The 25781-nt window shown below is 40.3% G+C and carries 20 protein-coding genes; 7 read left to right on the forward strand and 13 right to left on the reverse strand.

Features of this window, described 5'->3' with window-relative positions:
• Positions 1-310 precede the first annotated feature (310 nt).
• Both TSYNT_RS04140 and TSYNT_RS04145 read left to right on the forward strand, forming a co-directional pair.
• Positions 311-1657 carry a GntP family permease gene (locus TSYNT_RS04140; RefSeq protein WP_059032015.1) on the forward strand — a complete coding sequence of 449 codons (1347 nt, stop codon included), beginning with the start codon at positions 311-313 and terminating at the stop codon, positions 1655-1657.
• A gap of 210 nt (positions 1658-1867) precedes the next feature.
• Complete coding sequence (locus TSYNT_RS04145; protein ID WP_059032017.1) at positions 1868-2989, forward strand: alanine racemase; 1122 nt, start codon at positions 1868-1870, stop codon at positions 2987-2989.
• 173 nt (positions 2990-3162) lie between these two features.
• Here the strand turns inward: TSYNT_RS04145 and TSYNT_RS04150 are convergent, their stop codons facing one another.
• The 11 genes from TSYNT_RS04150 to TSYNT_RS04200 all read right to left on the reverse strand — a co-directional run bounded on the left by TSYNT_RS04150 (position 3163) and on the right by TSYNT_RS04200 (position 16699).
• Positions 3163-3735 carry a helix-turn-helix domain-containing protein gene (locus tag TSYNT_RS04150; protein WP_059032019.1) on the reverse strand — a complete coding sequence of 191 codons (573 nt, stop codon included), beginning with the start codon at positions 3733-3735 and terminating at the stop codon, positions 3163-3165.
• Positions 3736-3882: 147 nt separating this feature from the next.
• Positions 3883-5433 (reverse strand): L-glutamate gamma-semialdehyde dehydrogenase, encoded by a 1551-nt coding sequence (pruA, locus tag TSYNT_RS04155; RefSeq protein WP_059032021.1) that lies wholly within the window; start codon positions 5431-5433, stop codon positions 3883-3885.
• A 44-nt stretch (positions 5434-5477) separates the two neighbouring features.
• Positions 5478-6383 carry a glycyl-radical enzyme activating protein gene (locus TSYNT_RS04160; protein ID WP_059032023.1) on the reverse strand — a complete coding sequence of 302 codons (906 nt, stop codon included), beginning with the start codon at positions 6381-6383 and terminating at the stop codon, positions 5478-5480.
• Between the two features lie 42 nt (positions 6384-6425).
• Complete coding sequence (gene hypD / locus TSYNT_RS04165) at positions 6426-8867, reverse strand: trans-4-hydroxy-L-proline dehydratase (RefSeq protein WP_059032024.1); 2442 nt, start codon at positions 8865-8867, stop codon at positions 6426-6428.
• Positions 8868-9195: 328 nt separating this feature from the next.
• The gene (locus tag TSYNT_RS04170) at positions 9196-10194 is read right to left on the reverse strand and encodes an ABC transporter ATP-binding protein (protein ID WP_059032323.1); all 999 of its coding nucleotides are present in this window, start codon (positions 10192-10194) and stop codon (positions 9196-9198) included.
• The gene (locus TSYNT_RS04175; RefSeq protein ID WP_059032026.1) at positions 10169-11173 is read right to left on the reverse strand and encodes an ABC transporter ATP-binding protein; all 1005 of its coding nucleotides are present in this window, start codon (positions 11171-11173) and stop codon (positions 10169-10171) included. The genes TSYNT_RS04170 and TSYNT_RS04175 overlap by 26 nt, the downstream gene beginning before the upstream one ends.
• Positions 11174-11196: 23 nt before the next feature.
• Positions 11197-12138 (reverse strand): ABC transporter permease, encoded by a 942-nt coding sequence (locus TSYNT_RS04180; protein WP_013777179.1) that lies wholly within the window; start codon positions 12136-12138, stop codon positions 11197-11199.
• A gap of 13 nt (positions 12139-12151) precedes the next feature.
• Positions 12152-13072, reverse strand: a complete 921-nt coding sequence (locus TSYNT_RS04185; RefSeq protein ID WP_059032028.1) for an ABC transporter permease — start codon at positions 13070-13072, stop codon at positions 12152-12154.
• A 130-nt stretch (positions 13073-13202) separates the two neighbouring features.
• The gene (locus TSYNT_RS04190; protein ID WP_059032030.1) at positions 13203-14864 is read right to left on the reverse strand and encodes a peptide ABC transporter substrate-binding protein; all 1662 of its coding nucleotides are present in this window, start codon (positions 14862-14864) and stop codon (positions 13203-13205) included.
• A 39-nt stretch (positions 14865-14903) separates the two neighbouring features.
• Positions 14904-15980 carry a M24 family metallopeptidase gene (locus tag TSYNT_RS04195; protein ID WP_059032032.1) on the reverse strand — a complete coding sequence of 359 codons (1077 nt, stop codon included), beginning with the start codon at positions 15978-15980 and terminating at the stop codon, positions 14904-14906.
• A 146-nt stretch (positions 15981-16126) separates the two neighbouring features.
• Positions 16127-16699, reverse strand: coding sequence for a helix-turn-helix domain-containing protein (locus TSYNT_RS04200; protein WP_059032034.1), 573 nt, complete (start codon positions 16697-16699; stop codon positions 16127-16129).
• 247 nt (positions 16700-16946) lie between these two features.
• On the opposite strand from TSYNT_RS04200, the gene TSYNT_RS04205 reads away from it, so the two are divergent.
• The 3 genes from TSYNT_RS04205 to proC all read left to right on the forward strand — a co-directional run bounded on the left by TSYNT_RS04205 (position 16947) and on the right by proC (position 19933).
• On the forward strand, positions 16947-17693 hold the full coding sequence (locus TSYNT_RS04205) for a tRNA1(Val) (adenine(37)-N6)-methyltransferase (protein ID WP_059032037.1): 747 nt from the start codon (positions 16947-16949) through the stop codon (positions 17691-17693).
• Between the two features lie 9 nt (positions 17694-17702).
• Positions 17703-18566, forward strand: a complete 864-nt coding sequence (gene rsmI, locus TSYNT_RS04210; RefSeq protein ID WP_059032039.1) for a 16S rRNA (cytidine(1402)-2'-O)-methyltransferase — start codon at positions 17703-17705, stop codon at positions 18564-18566.
• A 524-nt stretch (positions 18567-19090) separates the two neighbouring features.
• Positions 19091-19933, forward strand: a complete 843-nt coding sequence (proC, locus tag TSYNT_RS04215) for a pyrroline-5-carboxylate reductase (protein ID WP_059032041.1) — start codon at positions 19091-19093, stop codon at positions 19931-19933.
• An 85-nt stretch (positions 19934-20018) separates the two neighbouring features.
• On the opposite strand, the gene TSYNT_RS04220 is transcribed toward proC, so the two are convergent.
• Entirely contained in the window at positions 20019-20348 is a 330-nt protein-coding gene (locus TSYNT_RS04220; protein WP_083497644.1) for an AbrB/MazE/SpoVT family DNA-binding domain-containing protein, read from the reverse strand.
• Positions 20349-20466: 118 nt separating this feature from the next.
• Between TSYNT_RS04220 and TSYNT_RS04225 the strand changes: the two genes are divergently transcribed.
• Together TSYNT_RS04225 and TSYNT_RS04230 are read left to right on the forward strand one after the other, a co-directional pair.
• A complete protein-coding gene (locus TSYNT_RS04225) occupies positions 20467-21426 on the forward strand; it encodes a DNA double-strand break repair nuclease NurA (protein ID WP_059032043.1) in 960 nt (319 codons plus the stop codon).
• Between the two features lie 19 nt (positions 21427-21445).
• Entirely contained in the window at positions 21446-23278 is a 1833-nt protein-coding gene (locus tag TSYNT_RS04230) for an ATP-binding protein (RefSeq protein WP_059032325.1), read from the forward strand.
• 480 nt (positions 23279-23758) lie between these two features.
• Here the strand turns inward: TSYNT_RS04230 and TSYNT_RS04235 are convergent, their stop codons facing one another.
• On the reverse strand, positions 23759-25216 hold the full coding sequence (locus tag TSYNT_RS04235) for a sodium:solute symporter family protein (RefSeq protein ID WP_059032045.1): 1458 nt from the start codon (positions 25214-25216) through the stop codon (positions 23759-23761).
• Positions 25217-25781: the final 565 nt, after the last annotated feature.

Here is a 25781-nt window from a genome sequence, read left to right on the forward strand (position 1 = left end):
ATCTTTACTAACTAAAACGCTTTACTAAAACGCTTTAGTTTATTATATTATTGATTATTAAAATTGTCAAACATGTATAAATATATGAATTTTGACGATAGCAGCAGAAAGTAAAAGCTAAATGTGATTTAATCATGCATTTGGTTCTAATAGAAAAAATTAGCTATTCAAAGAAAAGAGACAGTAGTATTATTAAATATAAATTAAATACTTAAGGATAAATTAAATATTAATTAATTTCTTATTGACTTTTTACTCTTGATAATGTTAGAATTAGAATTGCCAAAATAATCAAGAAAGGACGAGGTAAATGAATCCTTTGTTCACTGTTTTTTCAATTGCTATTTCTATTGCTGTATTAGTTTTTTTAACAGTTAGAGTAAAATTACACCCATTCTTTTCTTTAACTGCAGCTGCATTTACTTTTGGAATCTTAACCGGTCAGTCTATCCCAGACATCATAGCTGCATTTTCATCAGGACTAGGCAGCACAATAGCCGGAATCGGCATTGTTATTGCCATCGGGACAGTGATGGGCGCTTTGCTTGAAAAGAGCGGAGCAGCAGAAACAATGGCCAAAACTATTTTAAAAATTACCGGCCCGAAACATGCTGCATTAGGACTAGCCATTACCGGCTATTTCGTTTCAATACCGGTTTTTTGCGATTCAGCTTTTGTAATACTTTCTCCTTTGGCAAAAAGTTTAAGTAGGGATACAAAGGTTAGCATGACTACAATGGCAGTATCTTTGGCAATGGGCCTTCATGCAACACATATGTTGGTTCCACCTACACCAGGTCCTTTAGCTGTTGCCGGTATTTTAAACGCAGATCTGGGACTTGTTATTCTTTTGGGTATGGTTGTATCAATACCTGTTACTCTAGTTGGCTACTATCTTGGAACACGTTTTGGCTCAAAATATTATTATCTCCCATCTGATACCGAGGAAATTGTTACTGACAAAAAATTGCCTGGTGCTTTACAAGCATTCTTGCCTATTTTATTGCCAATTCTCTTAATGTTCCTAAATACAATTTCATCGCTAGAAAGCGCTCCCTTTGGAAAAAATAATTTCATTACATCGCTTTTCGCAGCAACTGGTCAACCTGTATCCGCCTTGCTTATTGGCTTAATTTTTGCATTTATCACATATCGCAGCATTTATCCTGAAGATAATTTAGTCTGGACATTTGATGGTGCTTTTGGTGAAGCTCTAAAAACCGCAGGTCAGATAGTCTTAATCGTAGGTGCAGGCGGAGCTTTTGCATCTGTCCTTAGGACCTCAAATCTTGAGGAGATGGTGACAATGTATTTTTCCGGGATGACCATAGGTATACTCATTCCATTTATAATCGGTACAATATTTAGAACCGCCATTGGCTCAGGCACTGTCGGAATGATTACGGCTGCATCTATGTTGTTGCCTCTCCTGGATATTTTAGGTTTTACAACTCCTATGGGTCGAGTCATTGCAATGCTTGCTTGTGCAGCTGGTGGGTTTATGGTATTTCACGGCAATGATGATTTCTTCTGGGTAATCACTACTACGTCTGAGATGAAGCCTGAGGTTGCTTATCGGACTTTGCCGATAATCAGCATCGCTCAATCCCTTACTGCCATTGTTTTAGTATTCATTCTTCAGGCAATCTTTTTGTAACCTTTTACTAAATGGTTAGATTCTTGACTTTTTTAATTTCAAATATCCTGTTAAAATCTTGGTTTTTATACCTATTTTTTCGATGGCATATCCTTAATTGAACTTTCGCAAGCTTTGTAATGCGGTTAAAATTAAGCCATAGCAATTTAAATAGATGGCAAAATTAAATTATAAACTAAAATGTTATCAATTTAAGGAGGATTTTTAATTATGGAAAAGAAAGAACTTCAAACACCGGCTATACTAGTTGACCTGGATATTTTAGAAAACAATATTAAGAAGGCTCAAGCGCTGTGTGATGCACATGACAAAGAACTGTGGCCAATGATAAAGACCCACAAAAGCACAGAGATTGTAAAAATGCAGCAGGAAGCAGGAGCCGCCGGGTTTTTATGCGGCACACTAGATGAGTGTGAGGGACTTGCCAAGGCAGGTATCAAAAACATCATGTATGCATATCCTGTTGCAAGCCCTGTAAATATTCAAAGGGTTATTGAGCTTAGCAAAAAATGCAATTTCATTATAAGAATCGATAATTACGACGGGGCAAAGATGCTAAATGATGCGGCAGAGGCTGCGGGAGTTAAAGTAAATTATACGATTATAATTGACAGCGGATTGCATCGCTTTGGTATTTTGCCTGAAAAGGTATTAGATTTTGCAAACTCATTAAAGGATTTTAAGGCTCTAAACTTTTTAGGTATCTCAACCCATCCGGGCCATGTTTACTCCGCTTCAAAGCAGGAAGATATCCCACTTTATGTAAAAGATGAGAAAAATGCTGTAAAGACCGCAGCAGATTCCCTCAGAGCTGCAGGGTATGAGTTGAAACTTATAACCAGCGGATCCACACCTACTTTCTATGATGCAGTTTTAGATGAAAATATCAACGTTTTCCACCCCGGCAATTATGTATTTATGGATAATATCCAGCTTTCTACAAATACAGCAAAAGAATCAGATTGTGCGCTTTTTGTATATGCTACAGTTATTTCTCATCCTTCAGAAGAATTATTTATATGCGATGCAGGGGCCAAATGCCTCGGCCTTGACCAGGGTGCTCATGGAAATACTGCAATCAAAGGCTATGGACATGTAAAAGGGCATCCGGAGCTTACCGTTTTTAGTCTTTCAGAAGAGGTTGGCAAGCTTCATGTAGAAGGAAAAACAAATCTTAAAGTCGGCGATACGATTGAGATTATACCGAATCACAGCTGTTCTACCGCAAATCTTACCAGCTACCTTATAGGCTGCCGCGGTCAAAAAGTTGAAAAGCTTATTAAAGTTGATATGAGAGGAAATTCTACTACTAAGGGAGTAAAGCAAGAATAAAGAGAAAAGAGCACAGAGACCAGCTAACTAAAGTCAAGTCATTTTAGAGAGCACAGAGGGACGGTTCTTTTGTGTTGTCAGACAACACAAAAGAACCGTCCCTCTGTGCTCCTCTGTGCTCTTTTCTCGTTAGCTGGTCTCTGTGCTCTTTCTAATGCTCTTTCTCTGTGCTCTCAAAAGCTGGGGGGTGTTATCGCAAAAATAAGTACTAATGGCTTCTCTGATGGATTATACCATTTGTGATTAGTATGAGGTGGGATTCTTATACTATCCCCTGCCTCCATGATTATCTTAGAATCGTCCAAGACAAGTTCTGCCGTTCCTGATATTACAATAGCCACTTCTTCTCCTTCGTGCCCCATAGGGGTATCCGAGGTAGACATATAAGGTTCTAGGGTTAGCTGGCAAAATTCAATGGTTCCCGCCAAATCAGGAGTTAAGAGCTCATAAATTACGCCATTAGAGTCCGGCAGATATACACGCCTTCTGTTTTCCGGAGTAACCACCTGGCTTCTAATATCGTCTTCTTCTTCCATGAAAAACTTAAAAAGCGGCACATCTAAAGCATTTGCAATAAGCTTCATCGTATTTATAGAAGGATTTGCAAGCCCTCTTTCTATTTGGCTTAACATAGATGATGTAATGTTTGCCTTTTCAGCAAGTTCCTTTATCGTCATCTTCTTTTCTTTTCTGAATTTTTTTATCCTGCTGTAAAAAGTATTTTCTTCATAGGGTTCTTTCTTCATTTCTGCCTTCCTTCCAGCTATTATTACAGTGCATATTCTAACATGAATATAATATTATTTACAAATAATTTTCAGGACAACAGATTGTTATCATAAAATCAATGCTAAATGAAAGGCTTTTTGTTAATTTTTTCAAACCCTGCTGCTCTACATTATCTTTTCCGAAACGGCTTTTGCCTGCATGAAATGCAGCAGGTAGTCTGCTCCTCCTGCTTTCGAATCGGTGCCTGACATGTTAAAGCCTCCGAAAGGATGACCTCCTACTAAGGCTCCCGTGCATTTGCGGTTAAAATAAAGGTTGCCCACGTTAAAATCCTCGCGTGCCTTGTTTAATTTTTCCCTATCGGCAGCATATACAGAGCCGCTCAAACCGTAGTCCGTATCATTTGCAATATTTAACGCATCATCAAAATCTTCGGCTTTCATTATCGCAAGCACAGGTCCGAATATCTCTTCTTTTGCAATGACCGCATCACTTTTAACGCCTTCAAATATTGTAGGTTCAATAAAATACCCGCCGCCTTCTAAGGCTTTTCCTCCGAGAATAAGTTTTCCCTCGCTTTTTCCGATTTCAATATAGCGGCAAATCTTATTTAGCGCCTTTTCATCTATTACAGGACCCATGTCTGACTCATAATCTTTTGCAGGTCCAACTTTTAGCTTTTCGGCTTTTGCCACAATACGCTCTAACATTTCATTATATACATCTTTATGAATTATCGCTCTGGAGCATGCCGAGCACTTCTGCCCTTGATATCCGAAGGCTGATGTTACAATACCCTCTGCCGCAGCATCCAGATTGGCAGATTTGTCTACTATAATGGCGTTCTTGCCGCCGAGCTCGGCAACAACTCTTTTTATCCGTTTTTGTCCCGGCACTATTTCTGCCGCCAATTTATTTATTCTAAGTCCCACATCCTTTGAACCGGTGAAATTTATAAAGCCTGTCTCGGGACTTGACGTCAGATAATCTCCGACTGAATCTCCCGGCCCCGGCAAAAAATTTATAACGCCATCAGGTAAACCTATCTCCTGCCAAATTTCTGCAAACTTTGCTGCAATTACCGGGGTATTGCTTGCGGGTTTTACGACTACGGTGTTGCCTGCCACAACCCCGCAAACTGTCGTGCCTGTTAAAATTGCAAGGGGAAAGTTCCAGGGGGAAATAACGGCGCCTACACCTATTGGTATGTAAAAACATTCATTTTCTTCGCCCGGAACTTTGCTTACCGGCATCCCTTTTGCATAATAAAGCATTTGTTTTCCGTAAAACTCCAAAAAATCAATGGCTTCTGCCGTATCTGCATCTGCTTCTTTCCATGTTTTCCCGGCTTCCATGACTATCCATGCAGAAAACTCAAATCTTCTTTCTTTCATAACTTCTGCAGCTTTAAAAAGGTAATTCGCCCTTTCCTCAGGCGGCACACGCTTCCAGCTCTCAAAGGCGCCGGAGGCAGCATCTATCGCCTCTTGTGCCATTTTGCTGTCCGCTTTTGCACACGTTCCTATAACTTCGTCAATATTCGAGGGGTTAATTGAAACAATCCTTTTCGATGCATCCCGCTTTTTGCCCCCTATTATAGCCGGATAATGCCTGCCCATCTGTGCGTTGACTTGATTTAGCGCCTCTTGCATAGCTTTTCTGTTTTCTTGAAGGCTAAAATCAATCAACTTTTGATTTTCAAATTGTAAAAACAAAACATCGCCCCTCTTTCCTTTGAATTTATTATATAAATTTTACGTTAGAGCTTAACATAAAGTCCTAACTGTTCAAATCTTTTCTTTATATACTCTAACTTTTCTTCAGAAGGTGCAGTTTGGGCAGACATGTTGTATTTCATCCCAAGCCTTGTATATTTTTCGGTTATGTCATGAAAAGGCAGAAGATCGATTTCCTTTATGCCATCTAAAGTCGAAATAAATTCCGCAAGACCTTCTACATTTTCTTGCGTATCGGTTATGCCGGGAATCACCGGAAAACGCAGGATTACATCGCCGCCTCTTCCTGAATCCGCCAGCATCTTGAGATTTTTCTTAATTGGCTCATTGGAAACTCCGGTATAAATAATATGGCTAGGATTGTCTGCCAATTTTAAATCATAAAGAAAAATATCCACGTTTTCTGCAACGCGCGCAAAAACATCTTCCGGCGCATATCCTGAGGTATCTAACGCAGTATGAATATCCAGTTTCCTGCATTCTTTTAATATATCTGTCAAAAACTCATACTGCACAAGGGGCTCTCCTCCCGAAAAAGTAACCCCGCCTTCTGAGTTGTCATAAAGAAGTACATCTTTTTGTATTTCCGTCATCAGTTCATCTACAGTAACCGCTCTGCCGATACAAGTCAATGCGCCTGAGGGACAGCTTTCGCAGCATATGCCACAGCTGCTGCATTTTAAGCGGTCAATATGGTGCTTGCCAAAATCAAAGGAAATCGCATCAAGGGGGCATACATTCACGCACGTCCTGCATCCTATACATTTATATTCAAAATACATAACTGACTCCGAAAAATACATGCCTTCCGGATTGTGGCACCACCAGCACCTAAGCGGGCATCCTTTAAAAAACACCGTTGTCCTTATACCTGGTCCGTCGTGAACCTCGAATCTTTTTATGTCAAAAATAAACCCGCTATTTGCCATAAAATTCCCTCCGCCGTTTTAACCTTGCTATCTTTTAATTTATCAAAGATTTTTATGTTCTGTCCTTGCAATTATTTCCTCCTGCAGTCCCTTGGGCAGATTTACAAAATAGTCGCTGTAGCCTGCAACTCTTACCATCAGATCCTGAAAGTCTTTTGGGTGCTCTTGGGCTGTTCGCAAAAGCTCTGAACTTACCACATTAAACTGAACATGGTGTCCTCCCATGTTGAAAAAGGTTTTAATAAGGCTTGCGATATTCTTTAAATTTTCCCGACCCTCTAAAAGATCCGGCGTAAGCTTCTGATTAAGTAGTGCTCCACCGGTCTTATCCCAGTCGCACTTTGTAATAGACCTAAAAACTGCCGCAACGCCTTTTTTATCTGTGCCCTGGACCGGTGAAATCCCTTCTGAAACAGGAAAACCTGCTTTTCTGCCGTCAGGTGTGGCGCCTGTAACTTTTCCGAAGTAGACATGGGCAGTTGTTGGCAGGAAATAAACTCTCTTTGAGGCTTTCCTAACAGGGGAAGGGGGATAGGACTCTACTATATCAACTACAGTATCCACTATCTCTTTTGCTATCACATCGCTGTAATCCTCATCTTCTCCGTATACCGGCGTCTTATTTAAGATGATTTGTCTCATTATCTCGTATTTTCCCTCAAAGTCCTGCTTTAAAGCATCAAGCATGTCGCTCATAGAGATGGTCTTTTTATCAAATACATGGAACTTAAGGGATGTCAGACTGTAAGCAAGAGTTCCAAGACCTACTATCTGGAGGTACTGAGTATTGTAGCGGGTACCCCCTGCGTTGTAATCTTTCCCGCGCTTTACGCAGTCCTCTGTCCAAAGGGATAGAAAAGGCACCGGCATATACTTTGCAAAAAGCGCCTCTATAATATCATTGCCTGCCATTTTTATTTCCATAAAATGCTTTACCTGTTCCAAAAACGCATTCCAAAGTTCTTCGTAGCTTTTAAACGATGAAGGATCGCCGGTCTGGATTCCCAGCATTCGGCCGGTCTTTGGATCTATTCCATTATTTAATGTTATTTCTAAAATCTTAGGGAGATTAAAATAGCCTGTCAGGATATAGGACTCTTTTCCAAAAGATCCTGTTTCTACGCATCCGCTGACCCCTGCCGTTCTAGCATCTTCCAATTTCTTGCCTTGTCTTAGCATCTTCACAATGGCACCGTCGAAATTGAAAAACGGCGGCTCGCCAAAACCGGGTCCTACAACTTCAAGGGCCTTCAAGAGAAAATGCCTGGGGTTTTTGTCGCTTACAAGAACAGCGGTATTAGGCTGCAGTGTTCTAACTTCATTAAGGACCTCTAAAACCAGATATGACACATCATTTACACCGTCAGACCCATCTTCTTTTAAGCCGCCGATATTTATTTTTGTAAAATCATTGTATGTGAAGCTTTCCTCCGCAGTAACTCCTACCTTCGGCACTGCAGGTTGATTATTGACTTTTATCCAAAATGCCTCTAAAAGCTCTTTGGCTCTTTCTCTTGTAAGTCTTCCTTCTTCAACATCTTTTTTATAGAAGGGGAAAAGGTGCTGATCGAATCTGCCCGGATTGTAAGAATCCCACGGATTTGTTTCATATACTATGCCTACATGAATAAACCAGTAATGCTGGAGTGCCTCCCAGAATGTCGTAGGGGCGTGGGCAGGAACACGGCTGCAGATTCTTGCCATTTCTAAAAGTTCCTTTTTTCTTTCAGGATTTTGCTCCTCCTCGGCCATCTTTTCCAGTTTTTCTTTATAACGCCGCGCATAAATAAGCATTGCCTCAGCAGCTATGTCCATAGCCTTCAGCTCTTCTATCTTGTCATAATAGTATGGATCGCTGGGTTTTGCTTCTTCAATTTTCTTCTTTATCTCTTCCCTTATATCAAGGAGGCCTGTCTTAAATATCCTCTCGCCGCCGGCAGTGTGTCCCGGAGCTCTCTGCTCCATAAATTCCGTCCATATCCCGGCTTCATAGGCTTTTATCCATTCATCTGAAACACTGCCGAATATTAAGTCTCGCATTGTATTGCCTTGCCATTCTGGTATTATTTCTTCTTCGTACAGCTTGAAAGTCTCATCATCCACCAAATAAGGCATGTTTTCCCGGCTGCTAAGTATTTTAAGATCTTCTATGCTGTGGGTGCATATCTCAGGATATGTGGGCACTTCCTGAGGACCTGTCCCTCTTATGCCTACAATGAGCTGCCCTTCTTCCACCGGTAAACTTACCCGCTCCATCAAGTATTTAAAAGCCATCGCTCTTTGATGCGGAATCGATTTGCCTTTTGCGGCACCGCTTTTATAAAAATCAGTTATGATTTTTACCCGTTCAGGGGATATTTTTACCTTGCTATTTACGCTTTCTTCTCGAAGCTTTGCTATCCTCTCATTTATCGGCTTTACCGCAGATCTTCTTTTTTGGATTTCCTTTTCCAGTGCCGGCCTTCCTAATGAACCGTCGCTCATAAATTTACACCTTCTTTTAAATTTCTTTTAATTGGAGGTTTTCTAAGGTGCATATACTCTGATCCTTTAAAATTAAACCTTATATATCGTTTTACTAACTGTAAATCCGAAAGCTATACCAACTATGCTTTACCTGGAGCGAAAGACTTTTTGGTCTTGACTTTGGCGCAAAATCCTTCTTAACCCTGCAAGAAGGTAACTGACAGCAAATGCCTGAACACTCTTGTGCACTGAAGATTGAATTTAAAACAACAAGTATTGCTTTATATAAAGGTTCGTCACATTCGCCAAAACAACTTTCTACATTAAAATCAGTCTTGCCTTCCTTCTAATACAGATAGCAGGATATAAAGTGGTTAGGACTTATCTCTTTAAGTGGCGGCTTTTCCTGCTCGCATACAGGTTTTGCAAACTTGCATCTTGATTTAAACAAACATCCCGGAGGCGGATTTATCGGGTTTGAAACATCACCTTCTACTAGAATCCTCTGTCGGCTTCTTTCAAGTTTTGGGTCAGCAATAGGTATTGCAGAAATTAGAGCTTTAGTATACGGATGCAGGGGATTATCATAAAGCTCGCTGCTGTCTGCAAGTTCCACAATATTGCCAAGATACATAACTGCCACCCTGTCTGATAAATGTTTTACCATAATTAAGTTATGGGCTATAAAAAGGTAGGTGAGCCGAAGTTTATGCTGTAGTGATATAAGCAGATTTACTATTTGTGCCTGAACCGAGGCATCAAGAGCCGAGATAGGCTCATCACATACTATAAAGGTAGGTTCCACTGCCAGTGCCCTGGCAATTCCTATACGCTGTCTTTGTCCCCCTGAAAATTCATGAGGATATCTGTCTGCATGTTCTTTGTTTAAACCTACAAGATTTAGTAATTCATATATTCTTTGAAGTTTTTCTTTGCCCTTATATAAGTTGTGTATATCAATGCCTTCGCCGATTATGTCTTTTACTGTCATTCTAGGATCAAGAGATGCATAAGGGTCTTGAAATATCATCTGAACCTTTTTGGAAAACTCTCTTGCTTCCTGTCCGTTTAATTTGTGGGCATTTTTTCCTTCAAATATAACCTTGCCCCCTGTTGGAGCATATAGTCTTGCAATAGTTTTTCCGGTAGTAGATTTTCCGCAGCCGGATTCGCCAACAAGCCCTAATGTCTCTCCTTCTTTTATGGAAAAACTTACATCATCTACCGCTTTTAATATTTGGTTTGCGCCAACCTTGAAATACTTTTTTAGATTTTTTACTTCAAGCAGGTAATCGTTATTTTCATGCAACTTGTTCACCTCACAGGTTAAAAGACTGCCGCACATTTTTGGCTTTCTCATGCAGCAGCCAGCAGGCACAGTGGTGACCTTCTCCTAAATCCACCGTTTCAGGATACATCTCTTTACAAATTTTCATAGCAAAGGCACACCTGGCTGCAAAGGCGCACCCTGTCGGCGGTGAAAATAAATCCGGCGGCGTGCCTTCAATCGAAGGCAGCTTTTCTTTATTTTTAAGCTCTAAAGTAGGTATTGAGCTTAAAAGCCCCCAAGTATAAGGATGTTGCGGCTTATAGAATACATCGTCTACCACCCCTGACTCTACTATCTTCCCGGCATAAACCACCATCACTCTATCTGCCATGTTTGCCACAACTCCCAAGTCATGGGTAATTAGCATCACTGAGGTATTCATGCTTTTTTGCAGTGATTTTATAAGTTCCAGGATTTGAGCCTGTATAGTAACATCTAAAGCTGTAGTGGGCTCATCTGCAATCAAGAGCTTTGGGGTGCACACAGTTGCTATTGCAATCATAACCCGCTGCCTCATGCCTCCTGAAAGCTCAAAGGGATATTGGCGCATTCTCCTTTTTGGATTTGCTATGCCTACAAAATTTAATATCTCTATAATTCTTTCAGTCATTTGCTTTTTAGTGTAATTTGTATGCTTTTTCAGCACCTCTTCAATTTGTTTTCCAACTGTCATCGTTGGATTAAGATATGTCATGGGGTCCTGGAATATCATTCCGATTTTTGCGCCCCTTATTTTCATCATACTTTTTCTATCAAGCTTTAAAAGGTCAGTGCCGTCAAATAGGATGCTGCCGCCTGATATTTCGCCTGGAGGGCAAGGAATAAGACCCATTATGGCTTTTGCAGTAACACTTTTTCCGCATCCCGACTCTCCTACAATCGCAAGACATTCTCCTGTGTCTATGTCAAAGGACATGCCTCTTACAGCATTTATAGTGCCGCCGTAAGTTTTAAAATTTACTTCAAGATTTTTTACATCAAGTAGTTTGTCCATCTTTACCCCCTATTTCGCGGCTCCTAAACTTTTGCCGTCCCGCGCATTTTGGGATCTAAGGCATTCCTAAGCCCGTCGCCAAGTAAATTCAGAGACAGCATTGTTGTGCTGATGAAAAATGAAGGTAGGAATATCTCCCATGGATATGCCATAAATACCTGGGCACCTTCTCTTGCAAGCTGCCCCCAGCTTGTATCCGGCGGTTGAATACCGATACCTATATAGCTTAAAAATGCTTCCGAGAATATGGCTCCCGGAATAGCCATTGTAATATTCGTAATTAAAAGTCCCATCATATTTGGTATAAGGTGGCGCAAAATTATCCTCATGCTGCTTGCGCCAAGGACCTTTGCGGCAAGGACGAATTCCTGATTTTTTAATTGAAGCACCTGACCCCTTACAAATCGCGCACTTCCAATCCATCCGGTTATTATCATAGCTATTATGAGACTTGCTATGCCGGACTCGCCTCTTACCAATATGACAAGTATTGCAACAATAAGGGACGGTATGCCGTAAAGCACATCTATTATCCTCATTATTATCATATCAAGTTTGCCGCCAAAGTAGCCGGATATGCCGCCTATAATGATGCCGATAAACTGATTGAGCAGTGTTACCGCAAAGCCGATAGTAAGAGACACCCTTGCCCCAAGCCAAACTCTGGCCCAAAGATCTCTGCCGAGAGAATCCGTTCCGAACCAATGTTCTTTGCTGGGCAGTTGATCCGCTATAGCTGAATTTGTCATCCTGTAGTCGGCAGAAGTCATATAAGGTCCTATTATCGCCATAATTATATAAAATATTATTATAGCAAGGCCTAACATGGCCACCTTGTTTTTCTTCAGTCTTATCCATGCATCCTGCCAGTAAGAAAGGCTGGGTCTTGTTATTAAATTATAGTTTTCTATATCTTTTCCTACAACAGTGAACATTTCATCGGTTATAATATCCGAACTGTCCATAATCTACATCACCTTATTTCTCGGATATTCTAATTCTGGGATCTACAAATCCGTATATTATATCAACTACAAAATTTGCCGCAACCAAGAATACGCCGTAAAAAACCGTCATTCCTAAAATCATGCTATAGTCCCTGTCATTTATGCCGGATACATAAAATCTTCCCATGCCCGGTATCGCATATATCTGCTCAATAACAAAGGTGCCGGTGAGTATGCCTGCGGTAATAGGTCCTAAAATGGTCACAATGGGAAGTATGGCGTTTCTAATTTCATGCCTTGTGACTATCTCGCAGTCCGAAAGTCCCTTTGCCTTAGCTGTAAGTATATAATCCTCGTTTATTACTTCCAACATACTAGAACGCATAGTCCTAGTTATAACTGCAAGGGTATTAAGGGACAAGGCGACTACAGGAAGCACTGTATGCCTGAAACTTTCCCATCTTGCTATGGGAAACATGTGCAATTTTAATCCGAAAACATACTGCAGAACCGAACCTGCCACAAAGTCCGGAACAGATACGCCTATTATCGCTATAATGACACAAAAGTAATCAAAAAATCTGCCATTGTTTAAAGCGGCCATTACCCCTAAGAAAAGTCCCAGAACCGTTGCAAGAACCACAGCTCTTATACCAAGGTCGGCAGAAATCGGGAAAGATTGAGCAAGTATTGTATTTACACTGCGGTTGCTGTATTTTAGTGAAAGTCCTAAGTCACCATGCAAAAGATTGTTTAAATACTTTAAGTACTGCACATACCAAGGCTTGTCAAAGCCATGATATTCCATCATGTTTTTTCGTATTTCAGGCGTCATTTTTTCGCTTATAAAAGGGTCTCCCGGCATAAGTCTTACAAGAATAAATACCACAGTTACCAAGACCCATATTGTAAGTAAGGATATAATCAATCTTTGAAGTATATATCTTTTCAAAAATCTGTCCCTCCCTTCTCAAGATAAAATTTTCATAGTCTCTCTAAACAAAGGTCGATGGGTTTAAATTGTGGGGCATTTTGCGGTGAGAGATAAAATGCCCCACTGAACTTTTTATTATTATATAACTTTATTCAAAATATGCATATATAAAGTCTACATCCGAACCCACAAAATACCTGGATATACCTTTAAGGTTTTCTTTTTCAAGATATGCCACCTGTCTGCACTGCAGCGGAACAAAGGGGCATTCCTCTATAAGCAACTTTTCAGCATCCCAGAAATACTGCTGTCTTTTTACAGGATCGGTTTCCACCCTTGCAGCCTCAATCAACCTGTCATATTCAGGATTTTTCCATCCCGTGGAGTTTTGGGTATTGTTGCTTTCAAAAAGCTCGAGATATGTCATCGGGTCATCATAGTCAGGCATCCAGCCGTTGTAAACTGCCTCATATTGACCTGCCACATCGTCTGCAAGCTTTTGTTTGTATGTTACAGGGTTTACTGTTACTGTAATTCCCAGATTCCTTGTCAGCTGATCTTGCAGCACCTCAGCAAGGGGTTTGTCTCCTGCTGCATCGGAAAACTTAAGTTCAAGAGATATATCTTTCGGGTCCATTATGTTAAGTGCAGCCATTGCTTTATCAAGATGCTCTTTTGCCTTTTCCATGTCTCCGGACAGCGGATAACCATCAATCGGACACTCCTCGGTATACTTGCCTCCTTTTGCTCCTGCTACAAGGGGCAGTACAAGGCGGGAATAGGGCAGATAAAGTCCTTTTGTAGCGGCATTTACATATTCTTCTCTATTCAGTGCATAATTCAATGCTTTTCTAAAGTCCAAATTCGCAAGCCAAGGCCTGTCTTCGGCATTGAGATTAAGTCTTAGCCAATCTACAGCGCCGTTCATCATAAGTTTTACGCTGGGATTATCCTTGTATTTGTCCCAAAGAGTATTTGGCACATACACCCAATCCAGTTCTCCGTTTTCATACATGCTTAAGGCAGTATTAGGATCGGTAATCTGAAGTATGGTCACTTTTTCCAATTTTACAGCATCTTTATTCCAGTAGTCCGGGTTCTTTTTCAGTGTTACATTAGACTCATGCTTCCATTCTTCCAAAATAAATGGACCGTTGTAGACATTGTTAGCAGCTTCAAGAGCAAAATCTTTTCCGTATTTTTCAACTATGTCTTGGCGGGTAGGCATAAAGCACGCAAGACTTAAATAGCCTAAGAAATATGGTGCAGGGTTTGCTATCTTTATTTCCAGTGTTTTTTCATCTATGGCTTTGACTCCTACTTGGCTTGCATCTGTGATTTTTCCCGTATTGTAGGCTTCGCCGTTTACTATCATATATCCGGCAAAAGCATAGGCTGCTCCTGTCTTAGGATCAAGAAGTCTTTTTATTCCGTACTCAAAATCATTTGCTGTAACCGGCTTTCCGTCGCTCCATTTTGCATCCCTTAAATGAAACGTATAGGTCTTTCCATCTTCGGAAATATCCCATGTCTCTGCCATGCCAGGCTGGACTTTACCGTCATGGAGCCTTACTAGGCCTTCAAAAATTGCGTTGGAAACCTCAGTTGACGGCATTGAATTGATAAGTTGCTGGTCAAGGCTGGGTATCTCTGATGACTGAGAAAAGGTTAGTTCTTGCTTTACAGTAGTTGCGTCTCCTGCATTTTCAGTTTTTTCGGTGGTACCGGAGCCACCGCAGCCGGCAAGCACTGTGCATGCTAAAATGCATGCCGTCAGCAGGGCAAGGATTGATTTAAATTTTTTGCTCATTTTCATACCCCCAATTTAATTTTGTCAGCAAAACCATATTTATACGATAATAAGCTCTTTTGGTGATCGTGTCAAAATTTCACAACCGTCTTTAGTTACTGCTACCATATCTTCAATCCTAACACCTCCCCATCCAGGTATATATATACCAGGCTCCACGGTAATCACATTCCCGGCCTCTAAGATATGGGTGCTGTTAGGCGACATGGCTGGGGCTTCATGGATTTCAAGGCCCACGCCGTGACCTATGCCGTACTCGAACATTCCTTCTACGCCTTCAGATATTATCACATCACGAGCAGCTTTATCAATCAGCCTGCATTCTACTCCGGCTCTTACAGCTTTTACTCCTTCTTCCTGAGATCTTTTAACAACATTGTAAATATATCTTTGCCTTTCATCTGCCATTTTCACCGCAACGGTCCTTGTCATATCAGATCTGTAGCCATTGTAGAGAGAACCAATATCCATTGTCACAAAATCCCCTGCCTCAATGGGCTTGTCAGAAGGGATTGCATGGGGTTTTGAGCCATTTTCCCCTGATGCTACTATAAATGAAAAGCCTACGTCGTCAGCTCCTTTTTTCTGCACCAGATATATAAGCTCTCTTTTTACGTCCTTTTCGGTAACTCCCGGCTTTATGTAATTTAGCACTTCATTGAAAGCCTCATCCGTAATCCTTGAGGCTTCTCTCATATAAGAAATTTCGTTTTCATCTTTTACCTGTCGGATTTTCTCCACAAGGCCTACTGTTCCTATTAGCTCTATGCCTTTTAAATTTTCTTTTAACTTATCGTAAAAATCCACTGTGAGTACGTCTTTTTCAAAACCCAGCTTTTTTATTCCGTATTTTTCACATACCCCGCATGCCGCCTCCGGCAAAGTAGGATGAGGAGCCTTCCACTTTATTACATCAAAACCCTCGCATTCCTGTTCAGCTTGTTCTGTGTATCTTGAATCGGTTATAAGCGCCCGGGCATCCTTTGATACCAAAGCATAAGATTCTGAACCTGTAAATCCGCTGACATAACGGACATTAGCATCCTTTGCCAAAAATATCCCGTCTATATTTTCTTTTTTCATAAGATCAAACAGCTTTTCAAGTCTTTCCTTCATAAAACATTTCTCCCTTCTTGATTTTGATACTTATTATAATTATATTCTTCTCGCTTCTATTTTCAAAAGATCCTATTGCTCCCGTCGCACAAAACAGGATATTTTTATGATACAATAGACTTTAAGTATTCAATAAGAGTAAATCTTTATTTTTGTTGAAAAATCCGCGGTATGCTTACACACAGGACTTTTACCAATTTATTTGTATAGTTTACCCATTCGTGAGGGATAGTAGATGCCATATGAACACAATCTCCCGGATTTAATTGATACTCTTCATCATCAATTAAAATTGTCAGGATTCCCTCTAAAACATATGCAAATTCTTCTCCTTCATGAGTATATGTTGCCACCTTATTTTCCTTTTGATTGGGGAAAAGGGTTATTAACATAGATTCTAAGACTTTTCCGTTGACATCATTTGCAAGCCTGTTATACACCCTGGATTCCTCAACTGAAAAAATCTCTTGCTCATAACTTCGCATTATTAAGTTTTCATGTTTCTGTGGAAGAGTAAAAAAATAGGCAAGATCAGTTTCAAGGGCGCCTGCAATCTTTTCAAGAGCAGTTATAGACACCGCACTTGTTCCTCTTTCAACTTGAGACAAGAAGCTGATTGAAAGGTCTGTCTTCTCACCCAGTTCTTTTAAAGTCAACCCTTTGTTGTTGCGCAGTTCTCTTATCTTATTGCCAATATCCTTTCTTTTAATTTTATTCACTCCTTACTTGGAAAATATATCTTAAAATTTTATCGTTTAATTAAAATTCGACATGAATGTAAAAATTCCTCTATTTTTACTATAATTTATTAATATATTTTGTTTTTCAGCTAAAATCATCATAGACTCTCAAATCGTTTCAGTTCAAGCCCTTTGGCAAGAACAGCCTTGACATTGTTTAATCAATTGTTAATTCATTTGCCTTTTGATATAATGAAATAAGACATTTTAGCGTAAGGTGAAGTTAATGAAAGAATACTTAAAATATCCCGGCGAGCACATTGATGACTTATTGTGCGATAACCTAAAAATCATCCAGCAGGACGGGGCATATAAGTTTGCCATCGATTCAGTACTGCTTGCAAATTTTATAAAGGCCGGTAAAAACGACAGGATAATAGATTTGGGAACAGGAAGCGGAGTCATTCCCATACTGCTTTGCGCTAAAACTTGTGCAAAAGAGATAATCGGCATAGAAATAGATGAAGCAGCCTGCAGCAGAGCAAAGAGAAGCATAAAAATGAATGGTCTTGAAGACAGAGCAAAAATCATTTGCGCAGACCTTAAAAAAGCCCCTAAGATATTTGGCAGTGAAAGCTTTACTGTGGTTTCGGCAAACCCTCCGTATATGACCGTAGATGAAGGGAAAATTAGTCCCAACCAAAGTATCGCCATTGCAAGACATGAAATCGCCGCATCGCTGAGAGATGTTGTAAGCACCGCTTCTAACCTTTTAACTTTCGGCGGAAAGTTTTATATGGTTTATAGGACTGTAAGACTTGTTGATGCGATTTGCTTAATGAGAAGCTTTCGGCTTGAACCCAAACTTATGCGCTTTGTGCATCCAAAATTCAGCGAAGGCCCAAATTTATTTCTTGTCATGGCAAAAAAAGGTGCATCTTCAGGATTAAAGATGCTTCCGCCGCTAGTAGTTTATAATGCCGACGGCAGTTATACCGATGAGATAATAAAAATATATTTCGGAAGTCAGTAGGAGAGCAAAATGTCAGATTCAGATAAAGGTGTACTATATCTATGTCCCACTCCAATTGGAAATCTTGATGATATAACGTTTAGAGCCTTAAATGTTCTAAAGGAAGTAGACCTTATAGCCGCCGAAGATACCCGGGTTACAATAAAATTATTAAACCACTTTGAAATTAAAACACCGCTTACAAGTTATCATGAACACAATAAAATTTCAAAGGGTCCAAAACTCATTAATATGTTAAATGAAGGCAAAAGCATTGCCCTTGTGACAGATGCCGGCACCCCGGCTCTTTCAGACCCCGGAGAAGATTTGGTTCAAGATGCCATAAAAGAAAAAATTAAAGTTGTTCCTCTTCCCGGAGCAGCAGCGGCTGTATGCGCTTTAGTCGCATCAGGTCTTTCCACAAGGCGCTTTGCTTTTGAAGGCTTTTTGCCTTTAAAACAAAAAGAAAAAAGGGAGTTCCTTACGAAAATCGTGGAAGATGAAAGAACATTGATATTCTACGAAGCACCCCATCGTATAGTAAAAACCCTTAAAACTTTATTTGACATCTTTGGAAACAGAAAAATTGTTATCGCTCGAGAGATGACTAAAATCCATGAAGAATTTATACGAGGCACCATAGGAGAGATTATAGAAAGATTTGAGGCATCTACTCCTAAAGGCGAAATGGTCTTAGTGGTTGAGGGTTTTACACCTTGCAAAAGCCCATCTGAGAGCGCAAAAGCAGACGAAGATGAGCTAAAAGCTTCCCTTCAATCGATTATTAAAGAAGAAATGTCTAAAGGCTTTACAAAAAACCAAGCCTTAAAAAGAGCGGCAAAACAAGTCGGTGTTTCAAGAAATGAGGCATATGAAATTTTAATAGAAAAATGACAGGCCTTCCATCTTTTATCGATATAAGATAAGCTGCTAAATATTCTAGGATATGATGTAAATCAAAAACCAACACATCAGTATTTATGAAGGAAATACCTGTTTGAACAGCTGGCTTTGCCATGTGATACCTGACAAAGTAGAAAGTCTTTCAAGGTGAATGATCTTTCTTTGAACAGCTTAATATTCTTCATTATTAAGATCTATAGAAAACGTATAATACCGAGTTCGGCAGGTAAATTCACCGAAGTTGGAATTCGCCTGTTTTATAAGTAGCAAGCTCACTTGACACTTTACTAGATAGTATTATAAAATATTATTTAATCACAAAAGTCCTTAAAGCACCTAACGGCGCAGAGGAAAGGTGCGGTACCAAAATTCAAGCATTTGACCAAGAAATCAAGACGGCAAGCAACGACCTTTCGTCCTCTCACGGCGGAAGGTTTTTTATACTTGATAATGTTCTATGTCAAGATATTTTTATAGAAAATCAAAAATCAGCGCAAGCGATGGGAGGAAAGTAAGTGCAAAACCATAGAACCATAGGAATATTCGGAGCAGGATCTATAGCAGTTGCGATGCTAGATGGTATTTTAAGCCAGAATATAATAAATCCTGAAGATATATATGTAACAAACAAGCAAAATGATGAAAAACTTCAGGTCCTTAGGGAGAAATATAATGTTCATACAACAAGGGACTATAAGGAAATATTGTCAAATTGCAGATATCTTATAATTGCCGTAAAACCAATAGATATTGATAATCTGCTAAAACAGCTCAAAAATGATATAACTGATAATCACATTATAATTACCCTTGCAGCAGGAGTTGCAACAAGCTATGTAGAAGATGCATTAGGCAAAAAAATACAGGTTATTAGGGCAATGCCCAATACAGCATGCAAAGTAAGAGAATCAGCTACGGCAATAGCTTTAGGGCGATATGCCAAAGAAGAGGCTAGAAATTTTGCAGAGGAAATATTTTCTTCGGTAGGTAAAGTATCTATAGTAGAGGAAGACATGATGGATGCAGTGACAGGGCTTTCAGGAAGCGGTCCTGCCTATGTCTATTTGCTGATGGACGCTTTAATAGAGGCAGGGGTTAAGGCAGGTATCCCTCGTCCGCTTTCTGAAGAGCTTACAGTGCAGACAGTGTATGGAGCGGCAAAAATGGTAGTCGAAACCGGACAGTCCCCTTCTAAACTGCGCAGCGAGGTCACAACGCCTGGTGGCACAACTATGGCAGGGATGAAAGTCTTGGAAAATGCAGACTTTATCGGCCTAATAGTCAAAACAGTTGAAAGCGCTGCCAAAAGATCCGCTGAGATGATGCAAGAACGCAATTCCAAGTGTATAGTCGAGTAAAATTTTAGATACGAAAAAAGAAGAGAACTTTTTTAGGGATCTCTTCTTTTTAGTATTTAACTGGCTCGCTTAGCTTGACTTATTTTTACTTCGCCTCGGCAGATGCTTCGCTGTCGTCATCTGTAAGGCGAGCGCTCCGCTTTGAAGGATTACCTTCTACAGTGCGTTTCACCAAGGCCTTTTCAATCTTTTTTGCGCAATCTTTACAGATGTTTTTTCCGTCAAAAACAATTAAATCCTCGGCATTGCCGCAGAAAATGCAGGCAGGCAGGTATTTTTTGAGGATTATTTTGTCGGTATCCACATAAATTTCCAGCGGATCCTTGACGGATATTCCCAGAGTCTTTCTCAGCTCTATAGGAATAACAATACGCCCCAGATTGTCGACCTTTCTTACAATTCCTGTAGATTTCATTTACATACGCCCCCTAATTTTATATATAATGATTTACCCTGGACAAAATCATACCAGAAATGACAAAAAAAGTCAATACAGAATTGTAAAATTTTTAAAAACTTAGGCAGGTGTAAAAATGCTTGAGGTAAATGCCGATTTGAAGAAAAAATTCGAAGAGACAGCTAGCGCCATGCGATTGCGCTTGGAAAAAAGGCCTTCTCCTTCTTCGCTGCGCTCTATTATAGCAGAAAAGGGCCTGGGAAATTTTGTTATGTGCGAAAGACTTGGGCAAAAAGAGCTTTCGGGCATTACTCAAAAAGGCGGAATTGTAGGGGTGGACGGGTCAACAAACAGTGCGGGAGGACCTTTTCCTTATCTGTTTACCCTCCAACAAGCTCTTGCAAAACTTTGCATCTCCGGAGAAAACGATCTTCTCGTAACCGATGCATTTTCTCCCCTTATAACAGAAGATGTAGCGAACGAAGAAGAATATCAGGAATTTGTAAAGCACAACCTTGCCCAGTTAGAGGCAAAAGCGGCGCTTCTGGCATTAGAAAAATTCAAGCCCGCAGTAATTTTGCTGGACGGCTCTCTAGTCCGTTATAAAATTGAGGCCGGAGCTTTGTGGAATAAATTAAAAGAAGAGGCAATAAGTCAAAAAGTCCTGCTGGCAGGTGTTGTAGAAGGTATATCCACCGGTATAATTAGCCAGTGCTTGAAGGATGCCCTGGACATGGACGGATTTCCCGCATCAGATTGGGAAATTTTATTCGGACTTTTGCAGGTTGGAGAAGCATTGGAAATTATGCCAGGCTTATTTAAAGAAGGGTTTCGGACGCTTTTTATGAGGTCATCTCTTGATCCAAAACCTATAGGAATTGACCTTTTAGAAGAACAGCAGGAAGCAATAGGGCTTGTACCGAATCTTGTATTTACGCTAACCCCGAAAGAAAGCAGGGGGATACCTCTTTGGCTTGATATAATTGATAAAAGCGTAAGAATAAGTGATGCAGTAATGGAAGGGTTGCTGCACACTTACCTCGGAGAAGATTATGTAGAATTTATAAAGCCTAAGCGAGAAAAACGGGAGATGTAGGAGGAATATTATGGCAAATATGCAGGTAGTTGGGCTTACAACACCGCAAGAGGTGTATGTAGCATCAAGAGACAGAAAGTTTCGGATAAATGAGCTGCTGGTTATAGAGGATCCTTATCAAGGAAACCTTATAGGCGAAGTGGTTGAAAGCAATTCTTACAACAGATTTATTCCCCTTTCCATAGGCAATGGCATTCACGACGCCGATGTTATAGAATCCTTAAAGCATCTAGGGTATTCAATAAACGAAGATGAAATAAATATTGCAAAAGTCAAGCTTATTTCAGAAGCTAATTTTCCGGTAGTAACAGGATGTAAAGCTCGCCTTCCTATATTCGACGAGGTCAGGAGTCATCTTTTAAAAGGCGCGCGAGAAGACGGACTTTTGATAGGTGAAATCAAAAATACCGAAGAAACTGCCGAGACCATGGAGGAAGACCTTCGCGGCCTTTGCGAAATGTTTTCTAATGGCAAGGTTTACAAGACGCGAAACGTGCCGTTTTTCTTGGATCTCAGGTCATTTCAACAGTATCCCCATATCGGAGTTTTCGGCGGGTCGGGTTCCGGCAAATCTTTCGGTCTTAGAGTTATTATGGAAGAAGTAATGAAGCATCGATTTCCGGCCTTAATCTTGGATCCGCATTATGAAATGGAATTTTCGGAAAGCCAAGAAAACGGCTTAGAAAAACGGGATTTTAAAGATGTATTTAAAAAATTTCAGATAGGCGAAGATATCGGCGTAGAATTTTTAAATTTATCAAGAGGAGATTTGATGGCATTGCTTTCAGCCGTATCTCCTTTAACAGAAGCCATGTCAAGCGCTGTGCAAGAGCTTCATTTAAGAGGCGATACATATTTAAGCTTTTCAAATCGCCTTGAGCTTTTGGGCGAAGCGTTAGAGATGGGGCGATCCCGCATTGAGCAGGCACTAAAACAGGATATGGAACCTATGGAGCAAGAAAAATATATTAAAATGCGCCAGCTCTTTGAAAAGTACCAAAATACCCCTCTGCCTTCTGTGCAGGGTATCATATGGCGGCTGAGACGATTATATAGTTCCGGTCTTTTCAGCCATGATATAAAGCCGGTAAAAGAGACAATGATGCAGGGGAAACTTGCAGTAATTCAGGGACCTATATGGCTTCTGCAGGTATTTTCCACTTACCTGCTTTCTAACATTTACCACCAGCGCAGAGATTATAAGGATGGCGAGCTAAAAGGCCAGCCATCAGGGGAATATTTCCCGCCCTTCATAATCGCAACCGATGAGGCTCATAATTTTGCGCCAAAAGGAAAAGATACTGCCACAAAAGGAATAATTACAGAAATTGCCCAGGAAGGAAGAAAATACGGCGTATTTTTAATACTCGCCACGCAGCGGCCTACGCTTCTTGATGAAACCGTCACAGCGCAGCTTAATACAAAAATCATATTTCGCACTGTGCGTGCCTCTGATATCGGCACTATTTCCGAAGAAACCGATATAAAGGTTGAGGAAGCTAGAAGGCTGCCTTACCTGCCTTCAGGAGATGCTTTTGTTTCATCGCCGCTTTTTGGAAGAACCGTTGCGATACGCGTTCGTTTTCCTCATACTCGAAGCCCCCATACTCAAAATCCACTAGATGAAATAAAGTTTTATCGCGAAACTTCCGAAGATAATCTGTTCGATGCCATAAAACCGCATCTTCCCATATATGCTGCAAATTTTGCCAAAGCTGTAGAAGAAATCAATGCAGCTGCCGGTGCAAACTACGAAGTAAGGACACTAAAAGCAGCGCTGGATGAACTTGTAGCAAAGGGAAAGCTCAAAAAACAAGCAAGCCCTCTGGGAGATATTTTTATCGAGCCCTGAATAAAAAATGCCAGAACCCAACGGCAGAGCACTCTCTTAGAGATATTATCGAGCCTTGAAGCATTGAGCATAAATTGTTGCCCTAAGCGATAACGTAATTAGAATATCATCATTAAAACGTTAATACTGCCAGAAAAAACCTTATTTTAAGTAAGAATATCACCGAAAAATGTCATCATGAGCGCAAGCGAAGAATCTTCGATGATAAGTCTTAAGATTCTTCATTTCCCTTCACTCCGAATTGCAAAGTATCTGAAGGCTTTTCTAAAGTAAAATTAAGGACCTTCCGGAAGATAACTTATAATCTTCAGGAAGGTCCTTTAGATTTTAAAAATGACCCTTGCTCGCAATTTCCATAGCCTATATATAATCTTATTACCTGTTAAGTAAACGGCTCAGCATTGAAATACCCGGTCTCATAATTATAGGCCGCAAGCTTTAGTCCGCCTGACAGGCTCTATTCCAAAATATAAAGGCGTTTCAAATACCGGATTTAGGCTGCTGTAGATGCAATGCAGAATCACTGTTTCTTGTCATCATAGAAACAACTATAATAAGAATGGCTGAAACAGCAAGAGCAATAAGTATCTTATATGTGCCAAGAGAGTTGATTTGTGACAAAACAGCGCCTGTAATCATGCCTACTCTTGCTCCCCAGGGAGTCACTTTGCTGTTTCGCTTTCCGGGCTGGAATGGATCTTCCGGCCGCTCTTTCCACAGCAGGCCTACAACAAGCAGCGGCACTAAACCGCCTCCAGCCATGGAATAAGCCCTTGAAAACAGATCCAAAATTGAGGGGGAATAAATAGATACAACAGCTGCTATTATACCTACTATAACCGTCAAGACTCTGACAATAAAAATCATTTCCTTATCTGTAAGATCAGGTTTAAATACTGCTATAATATCATTAGTCATTAAAACCGTAGCAGAGTTCAGGTTGGAGTCTGCCGAGGACATGCCTGCCGCCATTATGCACAAGAATATGCCCACAGCCACAATAGTAGGCACCATGTTCATCATAAACCAGGGCATTGGCTGTTCTCCGGTAAGATTAGGATTTACGGTATAGATTATCATACCGACTATAGCAGTAAGCATAACGAATATAATTGCAATTGTTCCGCTGGCAAGCAGGCCATTGCGGGCAGTCTTTGAATCCTTTGCAGCAAAGCAGCTTTGCCAATACATCTGAGCTGCTAAGATGCCGACACAGCCTGTTACGAAATTAGTCAAGGCCACACCATAATTTGCACCGCTTAGGCTCCACATCTCAGGTCTTCCCATTGCAGTAAGACGCGCCCCAATTTCAGCAAAACTGAAATTTACAATCTTGAATGCCTCAAAATAGAACATTCCGCCAAATACGATAACCATCAGTCCAAGCACAAAATCCATCCAAACAAGGGAATAGTAGCCGCCTAGCGTTGTGTATACGATATAGATGGCAGTAAATAAGAATACTATTGGTACGGGATTGGCTCCTGTTATAACTTGGAATATCGTTCCAAATCCCTTAGCTTGCCCACCTGTCCAAGCTATCATTATACTGCAGGCAAGTATTGCACCAATAACACGCGTTACCTTATCTTTTACGATTAGATCATCAATCATTTCAATAAATGTACTGTAAGTGTATCTTCCAGCAAAACCTGCAAACACCAGAGCAAAGATTATCTTGGAACCCTGCTCGCCAAGTATGAAAAACAACCATGGCAAGCCGTTTGCGTAACCTTTTGCTGCATGACCCACAAAGTTGCCTACACCCATAATATTTGCAAATTCAGTAAAGAATATGAGGAATAGGGGCAAACTGCCGCCTGCAATCGAATAGTCGGCAAAACTGGCGCTGGCTTTATGTCTGACTTTAAATCCGATCCACAGGAAAAAGGCTCCCAGGACTACTGTTGCAATCCAGAGTATTGTGCCAAGATTCATTACAATTCCTCCCGTTTTTTAATTTTTAACCCCAGTAAATAGAAATAAGATCCTATTAATGATAGTTTGCTTTTTTACAGCTTAGTGAAGCTGTAACTGCTTATTGGCTGCTATTGCTGTGTAATTTGCTCTTGCTTGGATGTAATAGAATGAATAAAGACGGTCCGTGATTTCAATTTTGCACTAAATTAAAACCTTGAAACTAGCAGCTCTTATCAAAATTTTTTTGAATTTCTACCTCCTTTTTTCACTAAATTCCATGCTTTAAAGAACCTCGTAAAAGTCTAAAAGCCTTTTTTCATATTGCCACTACTGCAATTACCGATTTATAAAATTATTATGTATAAAAAATAATAGATTAAGCTGACACCGCTTATAAAATCAGGCAGCTTCAGCTCAACTGCCGCATCTTTCGCCAATCAATTTTAATAAATAGTCAATACGTCTGATTATCGAAGAACTTTCATATTATATAGATGCGGCTTCTTTTTGGAATATTTGCAAATTCATCTTCCTTTGTAAAAGTATTAAAACTTACCGCTTTTGCGTAAAAGCAGGCAGCAAT

The organism is Tepidanaerobacter syntrophicus, assembly GCF_001485475.2.
In the GTDB taxonomy this organism is placed as follows: domain Bacteria; phylum Bacillota; class Thermosediminibacteria; order Thermosediminibacterales; family Tepidanaerobacteraceae; genus Tepidanaerobacter; species Tepidanaerobacter syntrophicus.